The organism is Lysobacter alkalisoli (genome assembly GCF_006547045.1).
GTDB classification, from domain to species: domain Bacteria; phylum Pseudomonadota; class Gammaproteobacteria; order Xanthomonadales; family Xanthomonadaceae; genus Marilutibacter; species Marilutibacter alkalisoli.
In genome coordinates, this window is the sequence record NZ_CP041242.1 from 513,669 (window position 1) to 535,621 (window position 21,953).

At 68.3% G+C, this 21,953-nt stretch carries 22 protein-coding genes; 3 read left to right on the forward strand and 19 right to left on the reverse strand.

All coding sequences use genetic code 11. From position 1 onward, the window contains the following. The first annotated feature begins 82 nt into the window (after nt 1-82). Nucleotides 83-994, forward strand: coding sequence for a cobalamin biosynthesis protein (locus tag FKV23_RS02250; protein ID WP_141622395.1), 912 nt, complete (start codon nt 83-85; stop codon nt 992-994). Nucleotides 995-1,009: 15 nt separating this feature from the next. Here FKV23_RS02250 and FKV23_RS02255 read toward each other — a convergent pair whose 3' ends face one another. The 4 genes from FKV23_RS02255 to FKV23_RS02270 all read right to left on the reverse strand — a co-directional run bounded on the left by FKV23_RS02255 (nt 1,010) and on the right by FKV23_RS02270 (nt 4,222). Continuing rightward, nucleotides 1,010-1,291 carry a CD225/dispanin family protein gene (locus FKV23_RS02255; RefSeq protein WP_141622396.1) on the reverse strand — a complete coding sequence of 94 codons (282 nt, stop codon included), beginning with the start codon at nt 1,289-1,291 and terminating at the stop codon, nt 1,010-1,012. A gap of 21 nt (nt 1,292-1,312) precedes the next feature. Next, nucleotides 1,313-1,738 carry a DUF2752 domain-containing protein gene (locus FKV23_RS02260; protein WP_141622397.1) on the reverse strand — a complete coding sequence of 142 codons (426 nt, stop codon included), beginning with the start codon at nt 1,736-1,738 and terminating at the stop codon, nt 1,313-1,315. Then, on the reverse strand, nt 1,738-2,079 hold the full coding sequence (locus FKV23_RS02265; RefSeq protein ID WP_141622398.1) for a CD225/dispanin family protein: 342 nt from the start codon (nt 2,077-2,079) through the stop codon (nt 1,738-1,740). Before FKV23_RS02265 ends, FKV23_RS02260 begins: the two co-directional genes overlap by 1 nt. Nucleotides 2,080-2,215: 136 nt before the next feature. Then, on the reverse strand, nt 2,216-4,222 hold the full coding sequence (locus FKV23_RS02270; RefSeq protein WP_141622399.1) for an MFS transporter: 2,007 nt from the start codon (nt 4,220-4,222) through the stop codon (nt 2,216-2,218). Nucleotides 4,223-4,704: 482 nt separating this feature from the next. On the opposite strand from FKV23_RS02270, the gene FKV23_RS02275 reads away from it, so the two are divergent. Next, a complete protein-coding gene (locus tag FKV23_RS02275; protein ID WP_208543219.1) occupies nt 4,705-6,063 on the forward strand; it encodes a trypsin-like serine peptidase in 1,359 nt (452 codons plus the stop codon). A gap of 151 nt (nt 6,064-6,214) precedes the next feature. Here the strand turns inward: FKV23_RS02275 and FKV23_RS17740 are convergent, their stop codons facing one another. The 3 genes from FKV23_RS17740 to purD form a co-directional block, all read right to left on the reverse strand. Further along, the gene (locus tag FKV23_RS17740; protein WP_407067639.1) at nt 6,215-6,796 is read right to left on the reverse strand and encodes a hypothetical protein; all 582 of its coding nucleotides are present in this window, start codon (nt 6,794-6,796) and stop codon (nt 6,215-6,217) included. Nucleotides 6,797-6,889: 93 nt separating this feature from the next. Beyond that, nucleotides 6,890-7,420: a MarR family transcriptional regulator gene (locus FKV23_RS02285; RefSeq protein ID WP_141622400.1), complete on the reverse strand. Its 531-nt coding sequence runs from the start codon at nt 7,418-7,420 to the stop codon at nt 6,890-6,892. 76 nt (nt 7,421-7,496) lie between these two features. Then, nucleotides 7,497-8,798, reverse strand: a complete 1,302-nt coding sequence (gene purD, locus FKV23_RS02290; protein ID WP_141622401.1) for a phosphoribosylamine--glycine ligase — start codon at nt 8,796-8,798, stop codon at nt 7,497-7,499. A 169-nt stretch (nt 8,799-8,967) separates the two neighbouring features. On the opposite strand from purD, the gene FKV23_RS02295 reads away from it, so the two are divergent. After that, entirely contained in the window at nt 8,968-10,407 is a 1,440-nt protein-coding gene (locus FKV23_RS02295) for an alanine/glycine:cation symporter family protein (RefSeq protein ID WP_208543220.1), read from the forward strand. Nucleotides 10,408-10,482: 75 nt separating this feature from the next. Here FKV23_RS02295 and FKV23_RS02300 read toward each other — a convergent pair whose 3' ends face one another. The 12 genes from FKV23_RS02300 to cutA all read right to left on the reverse strand — a co-directional run bounded on the left by FKV23_RS02300 (nt 10,483) and on the right by cutA (nt 21,926). After that, a complete protein-coding gene (locus tag FKV23_RS02300; protein WP_141622402.1) occupies nt 10,483-11,571 on the reverse strand; it encodes a calcium/sodium antiporter in 1,089 nt (362 codons plus the stop codon). A gap of 75 nt (nt 11,572-11,646) precedes the next feature. After that, entirely contained in the window at nt 11,647-13,212 is a 1,566-nt protein-coding gene (gene purH / locus FKV23_RS02305) for a bifunctional phosphoribosylaminoimidazolecarboxamide formyltransferase/IMP cyclohydrolase (protein WP_407067663.1), read from the reverse strand. Nucleotides 13,213-13,454: 242 nt separating this feature from the next. Next, nucleotides 13,455-13,724 carry a DNA-binding transcriptional regulator Fis gene (gene fis / locus FKV23_RS02310; protein WP_141622403.1) on the reverse strand — a complete coding sequence of 90 codons (270 nt, stop codon included), beginning with the start codon at nt 13,722-13,724 and terminating at the stop codon, nt 13,455-13,457. A gap of 124 nt (nt 13,725-13,848) precedes the next feature. After that, entirely contained in the window at nt 13,849-14,613 is a 765-nt protein-coding gene (locus FKV23_RS02315) for a DUF3426 domain-containing protein (RefSeq protein WP_141622404.1), read from the reverse strand. Nucleotides 14,614-14,622: 9 nt separating this feature from the next. Further along, entirely contained in the window at nt 14,623-15,540 is a 918-nt protein-coding gene (prmA, locus tag FKV23_RS02320; RefSeq protein WP_141622405.1) for a 50S ribosomal protein L11 methyltransferase, read from the reverse strand. Nucleotides 15,541-15,552: 12 nt separating this feature from the next. Further along, nucleotides 15,553-16,920, reverse strand: coding sequence for an acetyl-CoA carboxylase biotin carboxylase subunit (gene accC, locus FKV23_RS02325; RefSeq protein WP_141622406.1), 1,368 nt, complete (start codon nt 16,918-16,920; stop codon nt 15,553-15,555). Nucleotides 16,921-16,923: 3 nt separating this feature from the next. Next, the gene (gene accB, locus FKV23_RS02330; protein WP_141622407.1) at nt 16,924-17,403 is read right to left on the reverse strand and encodes an acetyl-CoA carboxylase biotin carboxyl carrier protein; all 480 of its coding nucleotides are present in this window, start codon (nt 17,401-17,403) and stop codon (nt 16,924-16,926) included. Between the two features lie 57 nt (nt 17,404-17,460). Continuing rightward, nucleotides 17,461-17,868 (reverse strand): lysozyme inhibitor LprI family protein, encoded by a 408-nt coding sequence (locus FKV23_RS02335; RefSeq protein ID WP_141622408.1) that lies wholly within the window; start codon nt 17,866-17,868, stop codon nt 17,461-17,463. Beyond that, complete coding sequence (gene aroQ / locus FKV23_RS02340) at nt 17,865-18,311, reverse strand: type II 3-dehydroquinate dehydratase (RefSeq protein ID WP_141622409.1); 447 nt, start codon at nt 18,309-18,311, stop codon at nt 17,865-17,867. Before aroQ ends, FKV23_RS02335 begins: the two co-directional genes overlap by 4 nt. A 249-nt stretch (nt 18,312-18,560) precedes the next feature. After that, the gene (locus FKV23_RS02345; protein WP_141622410.1) at nt 18,561-19,157 is read right to left on the reverse strand and encodes a TlpA family protein disulfide reductase; all 597 of its coding nucleotides are present in this window, start codon (nt 19,155-19,157) and stop codon (nt 18,561-18,563) included. Beyond that, nucleotides 19,154-21,598 carry a protein-disulfide reductase DsbD family protein gene (locus FKV23_RS02350; protein WP_141622411.1) on the reverse strand — a complete coding sequence of 815 codons (2,445 nt, stop codon included), beginning with the start codon at nt 21,596-21,598 and terminating at the stop codon, nt 19,154-19,156. The genes FKV23_RS02345 and FKV23_RS02350 overlap by 4 nt, the downstream gene beginning before the upstream one ends. Nucleotides 21,599-21,602: 4 nt before the next feature. Continuing rightward, nucleotides 21,603-21,926 (reverse strand): divalent-cation tolerance protein CutA, encoded by a 324-nt coding sequence (cutA, locus tag FKV23_RS02355; protein WP_141622412.1) that lies wholly within the window; start codon nt 21,924-21,926, stop codon nt 21,603-21,605. Nucleotides 21,927-21,953: the final 27 nt, after the last annotated feature.

The following is a 21,953-nucleotide window of genomic DNA, read 5'->3' on the forward strand; positions in this document are numbered from 1 at the left end:
GCATGGCTCGGGAATCGCGGTGCTCACGCCGCACAGGATAGAATCGCTGCATGCCCGAATTGCAGCGCCGGAGCTCTGCCTGATGTCGACCACCCTGATCGCTACCGTTGTCGCGCTCGTGCTCGGGCACCTGGCGCAGCCGTTGGCTGCCTCGCTGCGTGCCTATGGCTGGTTCGGCGACTGGCTGCGCTGGCTGGACGAGCGCTTCGAGGAGGGCAGCTTCTGGAGCGGACATTGGGGCGTCGTCCTTGCGCTGGCGCCGCCGCTGTTGCTGATCGGGCTGTTCCAGTACGCGCTCGACGGGACGATGTTCGGGCTGGCCAGTCTGGTATTCGGCATCGTGGTGCTGTTCTACGCCTGGGGGCCGCGCGACCTGGATCTTGATGTCGAGGCGATCATCGATGCCCCCGATGCGGCCTCACGCCGCGCGGCGGCGATGTCGCTGTGGTCGGAGCCGGAAGATGCCTCGCTGGAACCTGCTCCGCTGGTCGATGCGGTGTTCCGCAACGCGCTGCGGCGCTGGTTCGGAGTGCTGTTCTGGTTCCTGTTGCTGGGGCCGGTCGGCGCGCTGTTGTACCGGCTGACCGCGCTGGCAGCCTACGGCCGCAAGGCACACATCCTGCCGCGCGAAACCGTGTTCGGCGCACGTGCGCTGCTGTCGGTACTGGAATGGCCGGTGGCGCAACTGATGACGCTGGCGCTGGCGATCGTCGGCAATTTCGATACGGTGCTGAGCGCCTGGCGCACCAACGGTGGTGCGGCGGCCAGCCTCGACAATCGTTTCCTCGCCGCGGCCGGCCGCGCCAGCGTGAATACCGAGCTGGCCGAGCAGGTCGGTGAATACGAGGACGAGGCGGGCGACGGGGAGGCCGGCGGCAGCGAGGTGCTGGGCGAGCTGCCCGAACTGCGCGACGCGATGAGCCTGGTCTGGCGCGTGCTGCTGGCCTGGCTGGCGGTGCTGGCGTTGTTCGTGATTGCCGGCTACGTCAACTGAGTCCGGGCGTGGGGTTCAGTACCCGCCGCCACCGAACAGCGCACTGAGCACGGCCAGGCCACCGGCGAAGACGATCCAGAGGATGATGAGCACCGGTCCGGCCAGCGCCGAGGCCAGCGCCCAGTTGCGCGCGCTGTCGGCCGCGGACCGGGCGGCGACGATATTGCCGGCTGCACGCAGGCCATCGACCCTGGCCGCGTAGACGATCGACACGATGCCAAGCGGCAGGCAGCAGAACAGTGTCGTCAGGATCGCCCAGACCAGGTTGTTGGGCACGTACTCGTTGCTGGTATTCATTGTCGTTTCCGGCTTGACGCCTCAGCCCGGCGCCAGCCAGCTGAAAGGCCACCATGGCAGATTGCGGGCGATCCAGTAGCCGATCAGCAGCACCAGCCAAAGTTTCGGATTGTTGAGCGCGGCCATCAGCCATGCCGGCAGCGGCACCCGCCTGCCCATGCCGTGCAGCACGAGCAGCGGGACCGCGACCATCAGCAGCGGCAACAGCGGGTTCATCGCCACCATCTGCCCCAGGTCCCCATGGACCAGCGCATGCAGGCCGCGGGTGGTGCCGCAGCCCGGGCAGTACAGCCCGGTGGCCTTGAGGAACAGGCAGCCGAGGAACGGGCTGTTGGCTGCATTGGGATCGAAATTGCGCAGGGCCCAGACTCCGAACGCGGCGAAGGCCGCCGCCGCAGTCGCGGCGGCCAGCATCCAACGGTGGCGGGGCAGGGCCGGCAGGATCATTACTGCGCCTGCTGCATCTGTTCGATCATCCGCATGTACTCCTCGGTGCCGCCGCTCATGACGCCCCAGATGTTGAGCAGCAGGCCGAAGATTGCCAGGCCGGTCGCGACCCAACACCAGGTCTTGGCGTTGTCGGATGCGCGGCGCGCACCGTCGATGTCGCCCTGGTTGAGCTTGGAGTTCACCTGCGCGGCAAACACGATCGCGACGATGCCGGGGATGCCGCCGACGAAGCAGCACAGGCAGAACGACACCACGGCGGAGATGATCGCCCAGGCCAGGTGGTTCGGGATGGGTTGCGACGGTGCCGGGGCAGTCGGGACCGGTGGCGGCATGCTCATGGAGGTTCCCCCTTCAGGACAGGAAATTACGGGTGGTGAATGCGAGAATCGTTGTAGGCCGGACGCATCCGGCTCCCCGCGGGCATCGTATCAGTGCCCGCGGTATTTCTGTAGGCGCGACTGCCTTGTGTTCGGGTCAGGCTGCGTCCCCGCGCAGTGTGCGCACCCTGCTTTCCAGTGCTGCGGCGGTGACCCACGAGTCATCGATCGGCGTTTCGGCGATCACCTCGACATGGGCGCGGAAGCGGCGCGGCACGCGCATGCGCCCGAGCCTTGAGTCGCGCCGGCTCCACATGCTCGACCACATGCCACGCAGTGCCATCGGCACCACCGGCACCGGACGGCCCTCGGCGCGGGCGCGTTCGAGGATGCGCTCGATGCCGGCCTTGAACGGTGCCATCGTGCCGTCGTGGGTCAGCCTGCCTTCGGGGAAGATGCAGACCAGTTCTCCGTCGGCCAGCACCGCGTCGATCTCGTCGTAGGCGCGTCGCAGCAGTTCCGGGTTTTCCTTTGCGCTGGCGATCGGGATCGCCTTGGCGGTCTTGAAGATCCAGCGCATGAAGGGGATGTTGAAAATCCTGTAGTACATGACGAAACGCACCGGCCGCGGAATGCAGGCGGCCAGGATCAGCGCGTCCATGTAGCTGACGTGGTTGCAGACGATCACGCCCGCGCCTTCATCCGGGACGTGTTCTTCCACCCCGCGTACCCGCAGCCGGTACAGCGCACGGACCAGCAGCCAGCTCATGAAGCGCATCAGGAACTCGGGCACGATGGTGAAGATCCAGATCGCGACCAGGGTGTTGAGCACCGCCAGGGCGAGGAACACCTGCGGGATGCTCCAGCCCAGCAGCTGTTGCGCGGCCAGCGCCGACATCGCGGCCAGCACGATGAAGCCCGAGTTCTGGATGTTGAGGCCGGCGATCACGCGCGAGAGCTCGTTCTTCGGGGTGCGGCTCTGGATCAGCGCGAACAGCGGTACCACGAAGAAACCGGCGAACAGGCCGATGCCGAGCAGGTCGATCACGATCCGCAGGCTCCCGGCACGCCAGCTGCCAGCCTCGCGCAGGAAGCCGATCGCATCGAGCCCGGTGGCCGCCGCCACGCCGGTGCGGGCGAAGTACAGGTCGAGGATGAAGGCGCTCATGCCGAACGCGCCCAGCGGCACCAGGCCGATCTCGACCGTGCGTCCCGACAGCTTTTCGCACAGCAGCGAACCCACGCCCACGCCGATCGAGAACAGCGCCAGGGCGAAGATGTACAGCGTCTCGTCGCCGCCGAGGTGGACTTCGGCATAAGCCGGCAACTGCGAGGTCAGTACCGTGCCGACGAACCAGAACCACGACACGCCGAGCACCGCGTTGCGTACCGCCAGTTGCCGGTGCGCCAGCCGCAGCATGTGCAGCGACTCGGGGATCGGATTCCAGTTGATCTTCAGGTCCGGCGCGCCGGCATCCACGCGCGGGATCCGCCGCGCGAGCAGGTTGCCGAGCACCGCGAACCCGATCACCGCCACACCGGCCACCCATGGCCCGTTGTCGCCGGCCAGCTTGAACAGCAACCCGCCGAGGATCATGCCGAGCAGGATCGACATCGAGGTGCCCATCTCGACCAGGCCGTTGCCGCCAGTCAGCTCCTCCGGCCGCAGTACCGATGGCAGGATCGAATACTTCACCGGTCCGAACAGGGTCGACTGCACGCCGGTCAGGAACAGTGCCAGCAACAGCACCGGCAGGCTCTGCAACACGAAGCCGGCCGCCGCGACCACCATCATCGCGATCTCCATTGCAGTGGTGATGCGGATCAGCCGGTGCTTCTCCAGTTTCTCCGCCACCTGCCCGGCGATGCCGGAGAACAGGAAGTAGGGCAGGATGAACACCGCTGGCGCCAGGCTTGCGTACAGCGCCTTGTCCTCGCTGCTGGCGCCCAGCCAGAACAGCATGCCGATGATCGCCTGGCGGAAGACATTGTCGTTGAGCGCATTGATCGCCTGCACGCTGAAGAACGGCAGGAACCGCCGCTGCTTCAGCAGTCCGAACTGGCTGCGGGTGGCCGGCGCATCCGGTCCCGGTCCGGAGGCCGGTGGTGTGTTTCCCCTCGATGCGTCGTTCGGCTTGTCCTGCGCCGTGATGTCCTTCTTCATGGAGCCTCCACGCGGTTTCGCGGGAGTGTAGCCGGTCGCTGCCGCAGTCGAAGGCGTGCCCGATGCTGTCCCAGCCTCGTGCGAGCGGATTGGCGATGCCGCCGCACGCGTGTGGCCGAGCCGAGCCGGACCGGACGACGACCGCCGGTCGCCTGCAGCGGGGGTAGACGTGACCCCGGTTCGTGTTCGTGCCCCTCGTGCTTGCTCCCGTGTCATGCCGGTGCTAAAGCCGCTGTAGCCGCCGGGCCGTGCGCCGGACGCGGACGTGATTGCAACGCCCGCTTCCGTGCCGCACATGCGCCCGGTTCACGCCCACTGCAGTCCATGCGCGGCCACACGGCCGCCGACAAGAAGCGACAGGCCATGGCCGGACGTCCGTATCGGCCTGTTGCCTCGTCCGGCTTTTCAGGTCCGGTCGCTGTGTGCGACCGGTGTTGTCAGCCGTAGTACCAGGAGGGTGAACCATGCAACGCAATGCGAGAATGTTGGGTCTTCTGTTGGCCGTCGCCGCAGTGCCAAGCCTGATTGCAGGCACCGCGCGTTCCGGGCCGGTCGATGTGGCCGCACTGTTGCCGGATAAACCAGCAGCGGTTGCCGCCTGCTCCACCGTGGCGGACCCGCCGACCGATGCACAGGGCCGGATCAAGGTCGGCGACGAAGTCGCCCTTGCGGCGGAAAGCCCGGACTACCAGGCGCTTCAGGCCGGCATGAACCTGGTCTGGCGCCAGGAAATCCACCACCCCGGCGCGTCCTACATCGCCCCGCACTTCCAGCGCTTCAATCTGCCCAGGGGTGCGGCAGCGGTGGTGCGTTCGCCCGACAATGCGCGCCTGTGGACCTACACCGGCCAGGGCAAGCCGCGTTTCGGCGACCGCGAAGGCTTCTGGGGTATCCACATCCCCGGTGACCGCGCGGTGATCGAGGTGTATTCGCGCCATCCGGTCGGCAAGGGCGCGGTGCGCATCGACGGCTACGCACGTGGCTTTGGCAGGCAGGAGCAGGTCGCTCCCTCGCTGGGCGAACCGGAGGCGATCTGCGGTACCGACGACTCCCAGCGCGCGCAGTGCTACATCGGTACCGACGCGTACGACAAGGCGCGCACCGTGGCCCGCCTGCTGATCAACGGCACCAGTGCATGCACCGGCTGGCTGGTGGGCAGCGAAGGCCACGTGATGACCAACAACCACTGCATCGCCACCGCCGGCGATGCCAGCAATACCGACTACGAGTTCATGGCCGAGGGCAGCTGCAGCCAGAACTGCGAAAGCTGGGGCGCCTGCCCGGGGACGGTGGAAGCCAGTGGCGGCACCCTGGTCAAGACCAACTCGGCGCTTGATTACAGCCTGATCAAGCTGCCGACCAACGTCAGCGGCACCTATGGCTACCTGCAGATGCGCAATTCAGGCGCGGTGCTGGATGAGCGCATCTACATCCCGCAGCACGCGGCCGCCTGGGGCAAGCGCATCGCCATCGAGTCGACGGCGACCGTCGATGGCGGCTTCTGCCATGCCAACGACCTCAACCGGCCAGTATGCACCGGCGGCACACGCGATGTCGGTTACATGTGCGACACCCGCGGCGGCTCCTCGGGCTCGCCCGTGCTGGGCTGGGACGACAACACCGTGGTTGCGCTGCACCACTGCGCCAACTGTCCGAACCGTGGCGTGCCGATCGAGCACGTCATCGATCACCTGGGCAGCAGCCTGCCGGCCGACAGCACCACCGGCGGCAGCCCGCCACCGCCGCCGACCTGCAGCGTCAAGGGTGACGCGTGCAGCGCGGACAGCGAATGCTGCGATGGCAAGTGCAGGGGCAAGGCGGGCGCGAAGACCTGCAAGTAAGGGTTTCCTGAAGTCAATCCCCCGGCCTGCGTCGGCCGGGGGTCTACGGGGCTGCAAGCATGGGGTGCCGGGTACTCAGCCCCGTATCCTCAAAGCACCAGACTGCCCTGAGCCTTCGGACCATCACCGTGGCAGCCGCGCACTGCAGGACTCAGATGGCGGCCATGCTCCGCAGGCGCACGACCACGATATCGACGCGGCCGGGGTCGGTAATCAGGCCGGGCAGGGCATTGGCGAAGTCGGGATGAGCCAGCAACTGCGCGAATGCTTGACCTACGACCTGGCGCAGGGACGGTGGCGCGGCTGCAAGCTCACGCTCGAGTTCCTCGCGGCCATCGACGATGTTCAGTACGTCCTCCAGATCGTGGCTGGCGAGAATGTCGCTCGCGCCACGGTCGGCGAACGCCTCCAGCTTGGTAGCGATGAAAGCCACCGCCGTTGCCAGGCGGATCGACAGTCCGTTCGCCAGCTCGACCGATTGTGCGGTCTCCACTGCATAGCCGTACCAGCGGTTGGGAAATCCGAGTACGCTCGCGTCTACCGGCATCAGGTCGAGCAGTGCACCGGAATCGCGATGTACCCAGCGGCATATCACGCCGCTGTCGGCATCGCGCACGAAGCCACGCGCCGCGACCTGCTCCTCGATGCGATGGAACTGCGCCAGCCGTGCTTCGACTATGGCGTCGACATCGCGTGTCGCGCGCACGCCTTCGGCCAGCGGGTCGGTTACCAACAGGCCCGCGACGCGCCACCGACAAACACCATCCGTTCGCGCAGTTCGCCCAATGCCTCGGCGATGGTGCGCAGGACCGGCAGATTGGGATCATCATGCCGCATCCGCTGCTTCCAATTCCTTCTGCAGCAGTTCGGCGGCCAGTGTGCGCTCGCGTGCACGGCCGGCGCGCAATGCATCTTGCAAGGCCAACAGGCGATGCAGGGCCGGATCGGCCAGTGCTGCCTGCGGCGCGGTACGGTAGAGCGGCGAGAGACTGGGACCCTTGGCGGTACCTCTGGGGTAGGCCCAGACCGGTGCTTCGCCGGCCGAGCTGCTGATCCGAGAAGCAAGCGGCTCGACACCGAAAGCGGTCGGCACGCCGCGCCGCACTGGGCCCGTCACTGCGGGCCAGACATAGCGCGCACCGTGCACGGCGAACTCGATCAGCGCCGGCCGTAGTGGCGACCAGTCGCCGCGTCCGCGCTCCACCGCCAGTCCTGCGCCGACTGCACGCTTGACGCTGGCATGAACTTCCGAGGCGCTCATCGACAGCGCTTCGCCCAAGGCAGCATAGGTCCATCGCCGCTGTGGGTGTACGGCAACCTTGAACAGCACCAGCAGGTCTTGTGGCTTGAGTTCCATTGGCGATATTCGCTATTCGCGAATAGCGAATATCGCGGAATCCGGAGTCATTGGCAAGTTGCCTGAGGCGCTCGCCTTACGCCGGCATCGCCTTGCCCTTCTCCCGCGCGATCGCGCGCCAGCCGATGTCGTGGCGGTGGAATTCGCCGTGCCAGGAGATGCCGGCGACTTCGGCGTAGGCGTTCTTCTGCGCTTCGGCGACGCTGTCGCCCAATGCGCAGACGCACAGGACGCGGCCGCCGGCGGTGACGACATGGTCGCCTTCGAGCCGGGTGCCGGCGTGGAAGACCATGGCGTCGTCGACGTCGGGCGCGTCCCAGCTGCCGATGGTGTCGCCGGTGCGCGGCTTGCCGGGGTAGCCCTCGGCCGCCATCACCACGCCCAGCGAGGCGCGCGGGTCCCATTCGACTTCGCGGCCTTCGAGCTGGCCGTCGATCGCGGCTTCGACCAGATCGACCAGGTCGGACTTCAGGCGCAGCATGATCGGCTGGGTTTCCGGGTCGCCGAAGCGGACGTTGAACTCGATGACCTTGGGCGCACCGGACTTGTCGATCATCAGGCCGGCGTAGAGGAAGCCGGTGAACGGCACGCCATCGGCGGCCATGCCGCGCACGGTCGGCTCGATCACTTCGCGCATGATGCGGTTGTGGATCTCGGGCGTGACTACCGGCGCCGGCGAGTAGGCGCCCATGCCGCCGGTGTTGGGACCGGTGTCGCCGTCGCCGACGCGCTTGTGGTCCTGGCTGGTCGCCATCGGCAGCGCGGTGGTGCCGTCGACCATGGCGATGAAGCTGGCCTCCTCGCCGTCGAGGAATTCCTCGATCACCACCCGCGCGCCGGCCTGGCCGAAAGCGTAGTCGGACAGCATGTCGGTGATCGCGGCTTCGGCCTCGGCCTCGCTCATGGCGACGATCACGCCCTTGCCGGCAGCCAGGCCGTCGGCCTTGATCACGATGGGAGCCCCTTTCTCGCGCACGTATTCGAGCGCCTGCTCGGCCTGGGTGAATACCGCGTAATGCGCGGTCGGGATGCCGTGGCGGGCGAGGAAGTCCTTGGCGTAGGCCTTGCTGCCCTCCAGCTGGGCGGCGGCGGCGGTGGGCCCGAAGATGCGCTGGCCGGCTGCGCGGAAACGGTCGACCACGCCAGCCACCAGCGGCACTTCGGGGCCGACCACGGTCAGCGCGATGTCCTCGCTTTCGGCCAGCGCCAGCAGGCCGTCGAGGTCGGTCGCCGCCACCTCGGCGTTGCGGCACTTGGGCTCGGTGGCGGTGCCGGCGTTGCCGGGGGCGACGATGACCTCGTCCACGCGCGGCGACTGCGCCAGCTTCCAGGCCAGGGCGTGTTCGCGGCCGCCGGAACCGATTACGAGGATCTTCATGGGTGCTCCTGGCCTGCAGCGGGTATGGGGACAGGGATTTTACGTGAGGTTCGACCTCGTAGCCCGGGCAAGCGGAGCGCTCCCGGGGTTGGCACGAGCTACCGCCGGGTACGCTCCGCTTGCCCGGGCTACGGGGTACCATCGGCCGCTCGCCTGAAGGGAGTGGCCGTTGGACCTTCTGCTCGACGCCATCGAGGCGGTCCTCGCGCCGGTCATCGGCGGTATCAATGCGCTGCTGTGGGACCACGTGCTGGTCTACGGCCTGCTCGCGGTCGGGCTGTTCTTCACCGTCCGCCTGCGCTTGCTGCAGCTGCGGCGGTTCCCGCACATGCTGCGACTGGTCGTCAGCGGCACCCGGGCCGATGCCAGCGGCATCTCGCCGTTCCAGGCACTGTGCACGAGCCTCGCGGCGCGGGTGGGCACCGGCAACCTGGCCGGGGTGGCGATCGCGCTCGGCGCTGGCGGGCCGGGGGCGCTGTTCTGGATGTGGTGCACGGCGGTACTCGGCATGGCCACGGCCTACGCCGAGAGCACGCTGGCGCAGCTGTACAAGGAGCGTGACGCCAAAGGCCAGTATCGCGGCGGGCCGTCGTACTACATGACCCGCGGCCTCGGCCAGCGCTGGATGGGCGTGGCGTTCGCGCTGGCGCTGCTGCTCAGCTACGGGCTGATCTTCAGCAGCGTGCACGCCAATGCGATGGCACAGGCGCTGGAGGGCGCGTTCGGACTCGGGCAGGCGACCGTCGCGACCGGGCTGGTGGTGCTGACCGCGGCGATCATCTTCGGCGGGTTGCGTTCGGTCGCGCGCTTCGCGCAATGGGTGGTGCCGTTCATGTCGGTGGCCTACCTGTTGCTGGCGGCGTCGATCGTGCTGGCCCATCTGCCGCAGTTGCCGGGCGTGCTGGCGTTGGTGCTGCGCAGCGCGTTCGGGTTGGACGCTGCGGCCGGCGGCCTGCTCGGCGCGCTCAGCGTGGCGATGCTGCAAGGCGTGAAGCGTGGCCTGTACTCGAACGAGGCCGGCATGGGCAGTGCGCCGAACGTCGCCGCGGCGGTGACGCCGGTACCGCACCACCCGGCCAGTCAGGGTCTGGTGCAGGCGCTGGGGGTATTCATCGACACCTTGCTGATCTGCAGCGCGACCGGCGTCGTGATCCTGCTGTCGGGGGTGCTCGGCGAGGGCGGCCGCGACGGTGTGCAGATCACCCAGGCAGCGATGACGGTGTTCCTCGGCGACTGGGGTGCGGGATTCGTCGCGGTGGCGATGTTCTTCTTCGCGTTCACCACCATCCTCGGCAACTATTCGTACGCCGAGAGCAACCTGCTCTACCTCGGCGGTGGGCGCGGCGGCCTGCTGGCGCTGCGGCTGGCGGCGCTGGCGACGATCGCCTGGGGTGTGTATTCGAAGGTGCAGCTGGTCTGGGACGCGGCCGATGCCTCGATGGCGGTCATGGCTGCGATCAACCTGCTCGCGATCGTGATGCTGTCGGGCGTGGTGGTGCGGCTGACCCGCGACTATGACCGTCAGCTCGGAGCCGGCGTGAAGCCCGGCTTCCGTATCGGCGAGCACCCGCAGATTGCCAAAGGCGTGGATGCAGGAATCTGGAAATAGGTTCGGCAGAGCCGAAGGCGAAACCCATCGATAACTCGGTCCCGATGACGGGTTTCGCTTTTGGCTCTACCCATCCTACGGCGTGGGCGGCGCGTTGTTGTGCGAATTGCGCAACGCGTGCGACATCACCACCAGCAAGGTCACTACGGTCAGCGGAATCACGAACCAGGTCATGGCCGTGCTGAATGTTTCCAGTGCGTCGTGGTGGGTGTTCTGCAGGACCAGATAGGTAAGGTAGGCGGCGTAATAGCCGAGGAACAGGCCACCTTCCCAGCGCGCGATGTAGTGGCCGGTGAAGAAGATCGGCAGGCAGGCCACCGCAGTGGCGATCATGACCGGGATATCGAAGTTCAGCGCGGCGCGGCTGACCGGCACCCCGTCCGGGGACACCGCTGCAGTCGCACCGAGCACGAGCAGCAGGTTGAAGATGCAGCTGCCGATCACGTTGCCGGCGGCGAGGTCGCGCTGGCCGCGCGCGACCGCGAGAACGGAGGTCGCGATTTCAGGCAGCGAGGTGCCGATCGCGATCACGGTCAGGCCGATGATCAGCTGGCTGACGCCGAGTGCCTGCGCGATCGATACCGCGGACGACACCAGCAAGCGCGCACCCAACACCAGCAGCACCAGCCCGACCACGAGCAGCAGCAGATTGAACCACAGCGGGCGCCGCGGCATTTCGGCGAGATCGTCTTCGACCCCGCCCATGCCGATGCCGCGCCGGCTCATCCATATCAACAGCACGGTGTAGGCGATGCCGACGAGAATCAGCGCCCCGCCCTCGACCCGCGAGATCTCGTGGTCGAGCGCCATCAGCCAGACCGCGCCGGAGATGACGACCAGCAACGGCACGTCCAGCCAGATCAACTGCCGCGCGACCACCAGCGGCATCACCAGCGCGGCGATACCGAGCACCAGCAGTACGTTGGCGATATTGCTGCCGACCACGTTGCCGATCGCGATGTCGGGTGCGCCCTGCAGCGCCGCGCCGATGCTCGTCGCCAGCTCCGGCGCGCTGGTGCCGAATGCGACCACGGTCAGGCCGACCACCAGCGGCGAAAGCCCGGTCGCCAGCGCGATGCGCGAGGCGCCACGCACCAGCAACTCGGCGCCGCCGACCAGGACGGCGAAACCAATGAGCATCCAGAGCGCGACCATGAAGTTCATGACGGATATGATGACCGATGTTGAGCCCTTGAGTCAGCGGGCGACTTGGTAGATGTCATGCCGGCGCAGCTGGCATCAATGCCGGAAGTGGCGCACGCCGGTGAACACCATTGCGATGCCGTGCTCGTCGGCAGCTTCGATCACTTCCTTATCGCGCATCGAGCCGCCGGGCTGGATCACTGCCTTGATGCCGGCCTCCGCCGCGGCGTCGATGCCGTCGCGGAACGGGAAGAAGGCATCGCTCGCCATCACCGAACCCGGCACCACCAGGCCGGCATCGACCGCCTTGATGCCGGCGATGCGTGCCGAGTACACCCGGCTCATCTGCCCAGCGCCGACGCCGATCGTGCGGCTGTCCTTGGCGTAGACAATTGCGTTGGACTTGACGAATTTGGCTACCTTCCACGCGAACAGCAGGTCGGTGAACTGCTGGTCGGTCGGTGCGAGCTTCGTCACCACCTTCAGGTCCTCGCGGGTCACCACGCGATCGTCGGCGGTCTGCATCAGCATGCCCGAGCCCACGCGCTTGGTGTCGATGAAGCCCTTGGAGGCCGGTGCGAGCGGAATGCGCAGCACACGCACGTTGGCCTTCCTTGATGCGTAGTCGAGCGCGGCGTCCTCGTAATCCGGCGCGATCAGCACCTCGACGAACTGGCGGTCGAGGATCACCTTCGCGGTCGCCGCGTCCAGCTTGCGGTTGAACGCGATGATGCCGCCGAAGGCGCTGGTCGGGTCGGTTGCGTAGGCCAGCTCGTAGGCGTCGCCGCAGGCCACGCCCACTGCCACGCCGCAGGGGTTGGCGTGCTTGACGATCACGCAGGCCGGCGCGTCGAACTGGCGCACGCATTCCCAGGCCGCGTCGCTGTCGGCGATGTTGTTGTAGCTCAGCTCCTTGCCCTGCAGTTGCTCGAGCGTCGCCAGCGAGCCCGGGGCGGGATAGAGATCGCGGTAGAACGCGGCCTGCTGGTGCGGATTCTCGCCGTAGCGCAGGTCCATGACCTTCACGAAGCTGCCGTTGGCCTGCGCCGAGAACGCCGTGCGCACCGGCACCTCGCCCGCCGCGTCGGAGATCGCGGACAGATAGTTGCTGATCGCGGCGTCGTATTGCGCCACGCGGTTGAATGCCGCCACCGACAGTTCGAAGCGCTTGGCAGCGGACAGCGTGCCGTCGTTCGCTTTCATTTCCTCGACCAGCGCGCCGTACTGCGCTGGATCGGTCGCGACCGCCACCCGGGCGAAGTTCTTGGCCGCCGAGCGCAGCATCGCCGGGCCGCCGATGTCGATGTTCTCCACTGCGTCGGCGAGCGTGCAGTCGGCGCTCGCGGTAACCGCTTCGAACGGATACAGGTTCAGCACCAGCAGGTCGATCGCGCCGATGCCGTGCTCGGCCATCACCGCATCATCGGTACCGGCACGGCCGAGCAGGCCGCCGTGCACGATCGGGTGCAGGGTCTTGACCCGGCCGTCCATCATCTCGGGGAAGCCGGTGACATCGCTGACATCCCTGACTGTCAGGCCGGCGTCGCGGATCGCCTTGGCGGTGCCGCCGGTGGACAGCAGCTCGACGCCGTGGCCGGCGAGGGCGGTGGCGAGCTCGATCAGGCCGGTCTTGTCGGACACGGACAGCAGGGCGCGGCGGATTTTCACCGGCGCGGTCTTCACGGCGCCGTTCGGCGAGGCAGCGGTCATCGGGGCAGGGAGATGGGAGTGGGCCGCGAATTATAGCCGCCGCACCGATACAGGGTCCGGATGGCGCCATGTCCGTGGAGGCCTGTCCTTGAGCGTTTCCGCCGAGGGTGCCCCGCGTCGTTGCAGCCGGTGGAGCGGGAGCCCGCTGGATCCCCGTCTTCGCGGGGGTGACGTCAACCTGGCCAGCAGGCGACTCAGGCCAGGCCGTATTCCCGCAGCTTCTTGCGCAGCGTCGCGCGGTGGATGCCGAGCATGGTGGCGGCGCGGCTCTGGTTGCCTTCGCAATGTTCCATCACTTCGGCGAACAGCGGGATCTCGAGTTCGCGCAGTGCGATCTCGTAGAGATTCTCGGTATCGCTGCCATTGAGGTCGCCGAGGTAGCGGCGGATCGAGGTCGCCACGTGGTCACGCAGTGGCACGCGCGGGCCCTGGCGGCTGGAGTCGGTACGTTCGGCAGCGTTCAATTCGATTCCCCTGTGCAACGGTACCCGTCATGGCGTGGCCTGGGCCGAGCGGGCGGACGCGGGGCGCGACGGGAGGAGGAGTCTAACCCGTGGGCCGCCGGAGTGACACCGGCGGGTATCACATTCAGCGGAAGTCGAAGGTGAATGCGACGATGTTCGGGGCCGGCTCGACCACTTCGAAGGCCACCGTCGCGCTCTGGCCGGATTCGAGCCGGTCGTCTGCGGCGTGAGTCCCGTGATAGTCGCCAGGGGCGAAGGCGCGCTGTCCGACCTGGCGGCCGTCGGCATCGGACAGGCTCAGCACCAGGGTCGGCCAGGCTTGCGCCCAGCGCGCGTCGTTGCGGAAGCTGGCGTTGACCTGCAGCACGCCGGGACGGTCCGCAATCGGACGTACGCTGCGGTCGAGCATGACGTAGGCGGCAGGCTGGTGCCACGGTGGCAGGTCGCAGCGCAGGACTGTGCACAGCGCGGTCATCAGTGGCCGCCATTGCGCCTTTCCCGCCAGCTCCGCGCGCTGGGCGAGCAGCAGTTGCAGCGCCAGCAACGCGGCCAGTCCGGCGATGGTCAGCAGCAGCGGCCATTGCGGTGCGCTGGCATGCGGGTCGACGCGCACGCGGGTGAAGCTGGGACCGCTGCTGGCGGCGGGGACCGGTGGCGCGGGCGTTGGCGGCAACGGCGGGCTCGACTGCGCGGGTTCGGCCGGCTTGCCAGACGTGGTCGCAGTGGGCGGCTGCTGCGGAGTGTCCGCTGTCGCTTCGGCCGGCGGTGTCGCGGATGTGGCGGTGTCTTCCTCGAGCAGGGTATTGCAGCGCGGGCAATGCTGCGACCTGCCCGTGCGCTTGGCGGCAAGGGCGACCAGGAATCCGCAGTTGGGGCAGGGGATGAACATGCCGGGAGTTTAGCGACGTGTGCCGGTGACTCGCATCCAGTCGTCGAGTCGTTCGGCACGCAGGGCGTCGAAGCGGTCTGCGTAGGCGGCGATCACCTCGTCCTCCTGCCCGGCGAGGATGCCCGACAGCGCGATGCGGCCGCCCGGCGCGACCCGCTCGCCGATCACCCCGGCCAGTTCGATCAATGCCGAGGCGAGGATGTTGGCGACCACGATCGGGTAGGTCGCGACTGGCTCGTCCTCGGGCAGGTGCACGCCCATCTTCGATTCGACGCCGTTGCGCTGTGCATTGTCGAGCGTCGCGGCGACCGCCTGCGGGTCGTTGTCGACACCGACCGCACGTGCCGCGCCGAGCTTCAACGCGGCCAGCGCGAGGATGCCCGAGCCACAACCGAAGTCGAGCACCTCGCGGCCTGCCATCAACCCCTCGCCGGCAAGCGTGTCCAGCCATTGCAGGCACAGTGCGGTGGTCGGATGGGTGCCGGAGCCGAACGCGAGGCCGGGATCGAGCCGCACCACCGCCGCGTCATCGGCGTCGGCGCCTTCGGGCAGTTCATGGTTCCACGGCACGATCCAGGTGCGGTCGCCGAATTTCAGCGGCTCGTACTGGTCCATCCACGCGCGTTCCCAGTCCTGGTCCTCGACCTCGCGGAACGATGCGCGCGACCAGTCCAGTCCTTCGTCGGCGGCGGCCAGCGCATGCAGCAGCAATCCGGCCGGCGTTTCGCCCGGGAACAGCGCGGTCAGCACCATCTCGCCCCACAACGGCGTCTGGCCCACGCCGGGTTCGAAGATCGCCTGTTCGTCCGGCGCATCGGCATGCGCGTCGGCCAGGGTGACCGCGAGCGCACCGACATCCTCCAATGCGCGCTCGTAGCGCGGCTGTTGGATCTCGGTGCAGGGCAGGGTGAGTTCGAGGAAGGGCATGGAAGGCCGCGCTCAGACGATCGAGCGCGACTTCTCCTGCTGTTCCTTCAGCCGCTTCTCCAGGTAGTGGATGTTCTGGCTGCCCTGCTGGAAGCCGATGTCGGCCATGATCCGCTGCTGCAGCGGGATGTTGGTCTTGATGCCGTCGACGACCATCTCGCTCAGGGCCACCCGCATGCGCGCGATCGCGGTCTCGCGGTCCGGGCCGTGCACGATCAGCTTGCCGATCATCGAGTCGTAGTTCGGCGGCACGCGGTAGCCTTCGTAGACGTGGCTGTCGACGCGCACGCCGGGGCCGCCGGGTACGTGGCAGTGCTGGATCAGGCCCGGGCTCGGCATGAAGGTCTCCGGATCCTCGGCGTTGATGCGGCACTCGATCGCATGGCCGTCGAGGACGATGTCCTCTTGCTTCAGCGACAGCTTGTTGCCGGCGGCGATGCTCAGCTGCTCGCGGATCAGGTCGACGCCGGTGACCATCTCGGTGACCGGATGCTCGACCTGGATGCGGGTATTCATTTCGATGAAGTAGAAGCGGCCGTTCTCGTACAGGAACTCGAAGGTGCCGGCGCCGCGGTAGCCGATGCGGATGCAGGCCTCCACGCACACCTTGCCGATCTCGGCGCGCTGCTCGGGGGTGATGCCGGGCGCGGGCGCTTCCTCGACCACCTTCTGGTGGCGGCGCTGCATCGAGCAGTCGCGCTCGCCCAGGTGGATCGCGTTGCCCTGGCCGTCGGCGAGCACCTGGATCTCCACGTGGCGCGGGTTCTCCAGGAATTTCTCCATATAGACCATGTCGTTGCCGAACGCAGCCTTGGCCTCGCTCTTGGTGGTCTGCACGGCATTGTGCAGCGCGGCCTCGGTATGGACCACGCGCATGCCGCGGCCGCCGCCGCCGCCAGCCGCCTTGACGATCACCGGGTAGCCGATCTCGCGGGCGATCTTGACGTTGGTGTCGGGCTCGTCGCCCAGCGGGCCGCCGCTGCCGGGCACGCAGGGCACGCCGGCGTCCTTCATTGCGCGGATCGCCTCGACCTTGTCGCCCATCAGGCGGATGGTGTCGGCCTTGGGTCCGATGAAGACGAAACCCGACTCCTCGACGCGCTCGGCGAAGTCGGCGTTCTCGGCCAGGAAGCCGTAGCCGGGATGGATCGCCTGGGCGTCGGTGACCTCGGCAGCGGCGATGATCTGCGCCATGTTGAGGTAGCTGTCGGTCGATGGGGCCGGGCCGATGCAGACCGATTCGTCGGCCATCGCGACGTGCTTGAGGTTGCGGTCGACGGTGGAGTGCACCGCGACCGTGCGGATGCCCAGGGCGTGGCAGGCGCGCAGGATGCGCAGCGCGATCTCGCCCCGGTTGGCGATTACGACCTTATCCAGCATGGGTCACCCGATCACGAACAGCGGCTGGTCGAACTCGATCGGCTGGCCGTTCTCGACCAGGATCTTGACCACGGTGCCGGAGACGTCGGCCTCGATCGGGTTGAACATCTTCATCGCCTCGATGATGCCCAGCGTTTCGCCGGCCTTGACCGTCTGGCCGACGCTGACGAATACCGGCTTGTCCGGCGCCGGGCTGGCATAGAAGGTGCCGACCATGGGCGCGCGTACGACGTGGCCGTCGGGCAGCGACTCGCCCGCGTCGGCGGGAGCGCTGCCACCGGTGGCGGCCTCGGTCGGCGACTGCATCGGCATCGGCGCCGGTACGTGCACGGTGTGCGGCGCGGCCATCTGTGCGGCGAGCGGGGCGCCGCCCCTCGGTGTCCGGGCCAGGCGGACGGACTCTTCGCCCTCCTTGATCTCGATCTCGGCGAGGTTGGATTCCTCGAGCAGGTCGATCAGCTTCTTGATTTTGCGCAGGTCCATGGATGGGCCTCTAGGTGGTGCCCCAAGGGGGCGGGTCGGTCGGATGTGCGGAGCGGTTCAGTTGCCGATGTCGAACCGGTCGGTGAGCTGGCGGGTACGGGCTCGGGTGTGCTCGATCAAGCAGTCCAGGCGGGCCTGGTTGCGACCGCTGCCATCGGCGGCCAGCGCATAGGCGGCATCGCAGTCGCGGTCGCGAAAATCGATCCAGTGCCGCTGCGCCTGGACCAGGGCCTCGGTCATGCCACGGCAGGCGTGGCAGTTGCCCCCGTCCTCCCAGCGGCGCAACTGCCCCCGCATGTCGCGGTAGGTGGTGTTGAGCTCCGCGTCAGCCTGCTCGTACTCGCGCGACATGCAGATGTCGATCTCCATGGTCGACGTGGCCTGGGTGCAGTCGACGTCGTCGGCGGACGCGGCCGGGCTCGCGCCCAGCATCAGGCCGGCCAGCAGGGCGGTGCGCGCGATCATGCGCCGCCGTCCCCGAGTCGCTGCAGCGCGGCGTCCAGCGCATAGCGGTAGCTGTCGGCGCCGAACCCGCAGACCACGCCGACGGCGAGGTCGGAGAAGTAGCTGGTGTGGCGGAACGGCTCGCGTGCGTGCGGGTTGGACAGGTGGATCTCGATGAAGGGAATGGCCACCGCGGCCAGCGCGTCGCGCAGCGCGACCGAGGTGTGGGTGAAGGCGGCCGGGTTGATCAGGATGAAGTCGACCTCGCCAAGGGCAGCCTGGACGCGTTCGACCAGGGCATGTTCGGCGTTGGACTGGAAACTTTCCAGCCGGTGCCCCGCGGCCTCGGCCTGCTCGACCAGCGCCGCCTCGATCCCGGCCAGCGTGGCGGTGCCGTAGATCCCGGGTTCGCGGGTGCCGAGCAGGTTGAGGTTGGGGCCGTGCAGGGCCAGCAGTTTCGCCATCGTGCAGGACGTGAGCCTTCAAAGGCCGGCAGTGTGCGTGATGGTCGGTGCGATGTCCAGAAGTTAGCCGCAAAATCGGCGAAGTTGTCGCGTTTTAATCGGGCGTTTGAGTGTTCGCTCTAGAGGGTCTGCGCTGGCGTCGTCAAGCCCTGTTCCGTTGGTTGCCGCCCATGGCGCAGCGCGCGGGGCGCTCAGCGGAATGCGAGGCGGTGCCATCGAGGCATTCCGTCCCGTTCCAGGCCCTGGTGCCTACTCGCTCCAGCCGTCGATCTCGCCGTGCTGGAACGGGCCGACCTTCTGCTTGAGCAACCGCCCGTCGGTCGAGATCAGCACCGAGTATGGCAGCACCCCGCGCAGGTTGCCGAACTGGACGCTGCTGTCGGCCGGGCCGGCCTGGTCGAGCAGGATCGGGTAGCCGACCGGGATCCGGGTCAGGAAGTCGCGAACCGCATCGGCGTCGTCCAGGGCGATGCCGACTACCTGTACGCCGCCTTCGGCCTGGGTGGAAGCGAAACGGTCCAGCTCCGGCATCTCCTCGATGCATGGGCCGCACCAGGTCGCCCAGAAGTTGACCAGCAGCGGCCGGCCAGCCCAGGCGGCGGGGACCTCGACCGGATGCTGGTCCAGATCCGGCAGTTGCAGCCGCGGCACCGGCTCACCGCGTCGCGCGATCGCCAGGCCTTCCGGCGCGGGTGGTGCGGTCGCCGACAGCGCCGCCTGCAGCGCGCGCTGGCCGGGCTCGGTCCTGAGCAGCGGGTTGGGGGCATTGGTCCACAGCCCGACGGCGCCGCCGAGCACGGCGCCGATGATGGCGATGAGGACGATCCTGCCGGTCGTCAGTTTCATCGTGCGGCCGCCTCGGCCAGGGCCTGGCGGGCGGTCTCCGGGGTCAGCACCAGTGGCAGCACGCGGCCTTCGCCGCCGTCGGCCGGGTAGAGCACGTACAAAGGCACGCCGACCGCGCCATGGCTTTGCAGGAAGGCGGTCAGTTCCGGATCGACATCGGTCCAGTCGCCGACCATGTAGACGGCATTGGCGGCTTCCAGCGCCTCGCGGAAGCCGTCGCGCGCGAACACGGTCTTTTCGTTGGCCTTGCAGGTCACGCACCAGTCGGCGGTGACATTGACGAACACCGGCCGCCCGGCCGCACGCAGGTCGGCCAGCCGCTGCCCGGAGAACGCGACTGGCGCCAAACCCTCGTGTGCCGGCGAGGCGAGCGCGGCAGCGGCCTGCGGGCGCGGCATCACGTGGATGCGTTGCAGCGGCCAGATCGCCACGACCAGCGCGAGTACGCCGGCGACCGCGGCCCAGCGGCGCCCGTCGCGGCGCGCACGGGTCCAGGCCCAGGCGGCGAAGGCGAGCAGGGTCGCGGCGACTAGGAACCAGCCGATCGCGTCGGCGCCGCGCTGGCGTGCCAGCACCCAGGCCAGCCACACCGCGGTCAGGTACAGCGGGAAGGCCAGCAACTGCTTGAAGGTGTCCATCCACGCCCCCGGCCTGGGCAGCCGGTGGGCCAGTGCCGGGATGAAACCGATCAGCAGGAACGGCAGTGCCAGGCCCAGGCCAAGGGCGAGGAACACCAGCAGCGCGGTGGCGGTATCGGCGGTGAACGCCCAGGCCAGCGCCGCACCCATGAACGGCGCCGTGCACGGGGTGGCGACGATGACCGCGAGCACGCCGGTGAAGAAATCGCCGAGCGGCCCCGACCTCGTGGTCAGGCCATGGCCGACGCCGGTCCAGCGCCCGCCGACGTGCCAGACCCCGGACATGCTCAGGCCCAGCGCGAACATCAGCAGCGCAAGCAGGGCGACCACCAGCGGTTGCTGCAGCTGGAAGCCCCAGCCCAGCGCCAGCCCGGCCTGCCGCAGCGTCAGCGCCAGCCCGCCGAGCACAGCGAAACTGAGCAGCACGCCGGCGGTGTACCAGAGTGCATGGTGCCGCGCCCGGACCGGATCCTCGCCGGTGCCGGCCAGCGACAGCGCCTTCAGCGACAGCACCGGCAGTACGCAGGGCATCAGGTTGAGGATCAGGCCGCCACCGAGCGCGAGCAGCAGGGCGGTGAACAGGCTGAGCGGCCGGCGAGGGCCGGCGGGCGGCGGTGCCGTTGCGGTGGCGTTGTTTCCAGCCGTCTGCGCGAGGGCGGAAGCATCGGCGGGCGAGAGGGAGGTGTCGCCGGCTGGACTGGCGTCTTCGCCGGCCGGCGCCGTGGCTCCATCCGGCTGCGCCCCGCCCGTGTCGGCATTGTCTCCCGGCGGTTCCGCGGCAGTGCCGGTCGTGGTGGGAGGCGCGGTCGCCGTGGTCGCCTCGACACGCCCGGCGGGCAGGGCCACCGCCAGTTCCCGCGTCATCGGCGGATAGCAGATGCCCTCGGTCTGGCAGCCCTGCAGTTCCACGACCAGTCGTACCTGGGCTGCGCCGGGCTCACGGCGCTGCACCGGCAGGACCACCTCGATCGGATCGAAATAGACCGTGGTCTCGCCGAAATACTCGTCCCGGTGCAGGGTGCCGGGCGGCCATTGCGGTTGGCCGGGGGCAAGGCCGGCGGCATCCCGGAAGGCGAACGTGCTCTTGTCGCGGTACAGGTAATAACCGGGAGCGACATCGAAGCGCACCCGTACGGTGTTGCCGTCATCGACCAGTGCGCTGACCCCGAAGGCCTGCTCGGGCGGCAGCGGCCGGTCGCCGCCACCGGGCAGGGTGGCGGGTGCCGACAGGCGATTGCCGCCATCGACCGCGTTGACCGCGCTCGATGCCCCTGTGCTGCCGGGCAGGCGCAGGCCGGCGGCAGCTCCCGGCATCGGCTCGGTCGGGCCTGTCGCAGTGGGTCCGAGTGCGGCCAGCCCGGTTGCCGGCATCGCCACTTCGATCTGGCGCGTCTGCGGCGGGTAGCAGATGCCGATGTCGGCGCAACCCTGGTATTTGACCGTCAGCGCCACCGTGCCGGCGCCGGCCTGGCCGGGCAATGTCGCGATCAGGCGGTCGCGGTAGGTTTCCACGTCACCGAAGAACTCGTCGGTGTAGGCATGGCCCTTCGGCAACTGCAGTTCCCGTTGTGCGAAGGCCGGGCTGGCCTGCACCGAGGTGCGGTGGCGGTACAGGTAGTAGCCGTCGGCGATCTTCCAATGGATGGCGATGGCGTCCGGGGCCGTGGCTTCGGCGCCGAGCACGAAGGCATCGTCGACCGGCAGCAGATCGTCCTCGTCGACGGCGGCCGAGGCGGTGGCAACGGCGGCCGCCAGCGAGAGGCCGAGCAGCAGTCGGCAGGAAAGACGGAGAAAGTCGGTCATCGGCTCAGCTGGGTTGAAGGGTCTGCTCGGCTACCCACTGCAGGTAGGGGGACAGGCCGCCGCAGGCTTCGACCGCCACCACTTCGGGGAGTTCGTACGGGTGCAGCGCATGGATACGCTCGACCAGCGCATCCAGCCGCTCGGCCGTGGTCTTGATCAGCAGCAGCACTTCGTCGGCGTGCTCGATCTCACCTTGCCAGCGATAGGTCGAGCGTACCCCGGGGAGCCGGCTCACGCAGGCGGCCAGGCGCTCTTCGACGAGGGCCCGGGCAAGCGTATCGGCACTGGCCTCGTCGGGGCAGGTGCAGTGGACCAGCAGGATGGACATGGCCGGGATTGTACCGGGCCCGCTCCA

Excerpts from the sequence above, each read along its gene's own strand:
- prmA (WP_141622405.1), bottom strand. The coding sequence starts at position 15,540 with ATGCCCTTCCTCGAACTCACCCTGCCCTGCACCGAGATCCAACAGCCG.
- FKV23_RS02285 (WP_141622400.1), bottom strand. The coding sequence starts at position 7,420 with ATGGAACTCAAGCCACAAGACCTGCTGGTGCTGTTCAAGGTTGCCGTA.
- FKV23_RS02250 (WP_141622395.1), top strand. The coding sequence starts at position 83 with ATGTCGACCACCCTGATCGCTACCGTTGTCGCGCTCGTGCTCGGGCAC.
- FKV23_RS02315 (WP_141622404.1), bottom strand. The coding sequence starts at position 14,613 with ATGTTCATCCCCTGCCCCAACTGCGGATTCCTGGTCGCCCTTGCCGCC.
- aroQ (WP_141622409.1), bottom strand. The coding sequence starts at position 18,311 with ATGGCGAAACTGCTGGCCCTGCACGGCCCCAACCTCAACCTGCTCGGC.
- FKV23_RS02335 (WP_141622408.1), bottom strand. The coding sequence starts at position 17,868 with ATGATCGCGCGCACCGCCCTGCTGGCCGGCCTGATGCTGGGCGCGAGC.
- purD (WP_141622401.1), bottom strand. The coding sequence starts at position 8,798 with ATGAAGATCCTCGTAATCGGTTCCGGCGGCCGCGAACACGCCCTGGCC.
- FKV23_RS02345 (WP_141622410.1), bottom strand. The coding sequence starts at position 19,157 with ATGAAACTGACGACCGGCAGGATCGTCCTCATCGCCATCATCGGCGCC.
- accB (WP_141622407.1), bottom strand. The coding sequence starts at position 17,403 with ATGGACCTGCGCAAAATCAAGAAGCTGATCGACCTGCTCGAGGAATCC.
- cutA (WP_141622412.1), bottom strand. The coding sequence starts at position 21,926 with ATGTCCATCCTGCTGGTCCACTGCACCTGCCCCGACGAGGCCAGTGCC.
- FKV23_RS02300 (WP_141622402.1), bottom strand. The coding sequence starts at position 11,571 with ATGAACTTCATGGTCGCGCTCTGGATGCTCATTGGTTTCGCCGTCCTG.
- FKV23_RS02255 (WP_141622396.1), bottom strand. The coding sequence starts at position 1,291 with ATGAATACCAGCAACGAGTACGTGCCCAACAACCTGGTCTGGGCGATC.
- FKV23_RS02275 (WP_208543219.1), top strand. The coding sequence starts at position 4,705 with ATGTTGGGTCTTCTGTTGGCCGTCGCCGCAGTGCCAAGCCTGATTGCA.
- FKV23_RS02350 (WP_141622411.1), bottom strand. The coding sequence starts at position 21,598 with ATGACCGACTTTCTCCGTCTTTCCTGCCGACTGCTGCTCGGCCTCTCG.
- accC (WP_141622406.1), bottom strand. The coding sequence starts at position 16,920 with ATGCTGGATAAGGTCGTAATCGCCAACCGGGGCGAGATCGCGCTGCGC.
- FKV23_RS02270 (WP_141622399.1), bottom strand. The coding sequence starts at position 4,222 with ATGAAGAAGGACATCACGGCGCAGGACAAGCCGAACGACGCATCGAGG.
- FKV23_RS02265 (WP_141622398.1), bottom strand. The coding sequence starts at position 2,079 with ATGAGCATGCCGCCACCGGTCCCGACTGCCCCGGCACCGTCGCAACCC.
- FKV23_RS02260 (WP_141622397.1), bottom strand. The coding sequence starts at position 1,738 with ATGATCCTGCCGGCCCTGCCCCGCCACCGTTGGATGCTGGCCGCCGCG.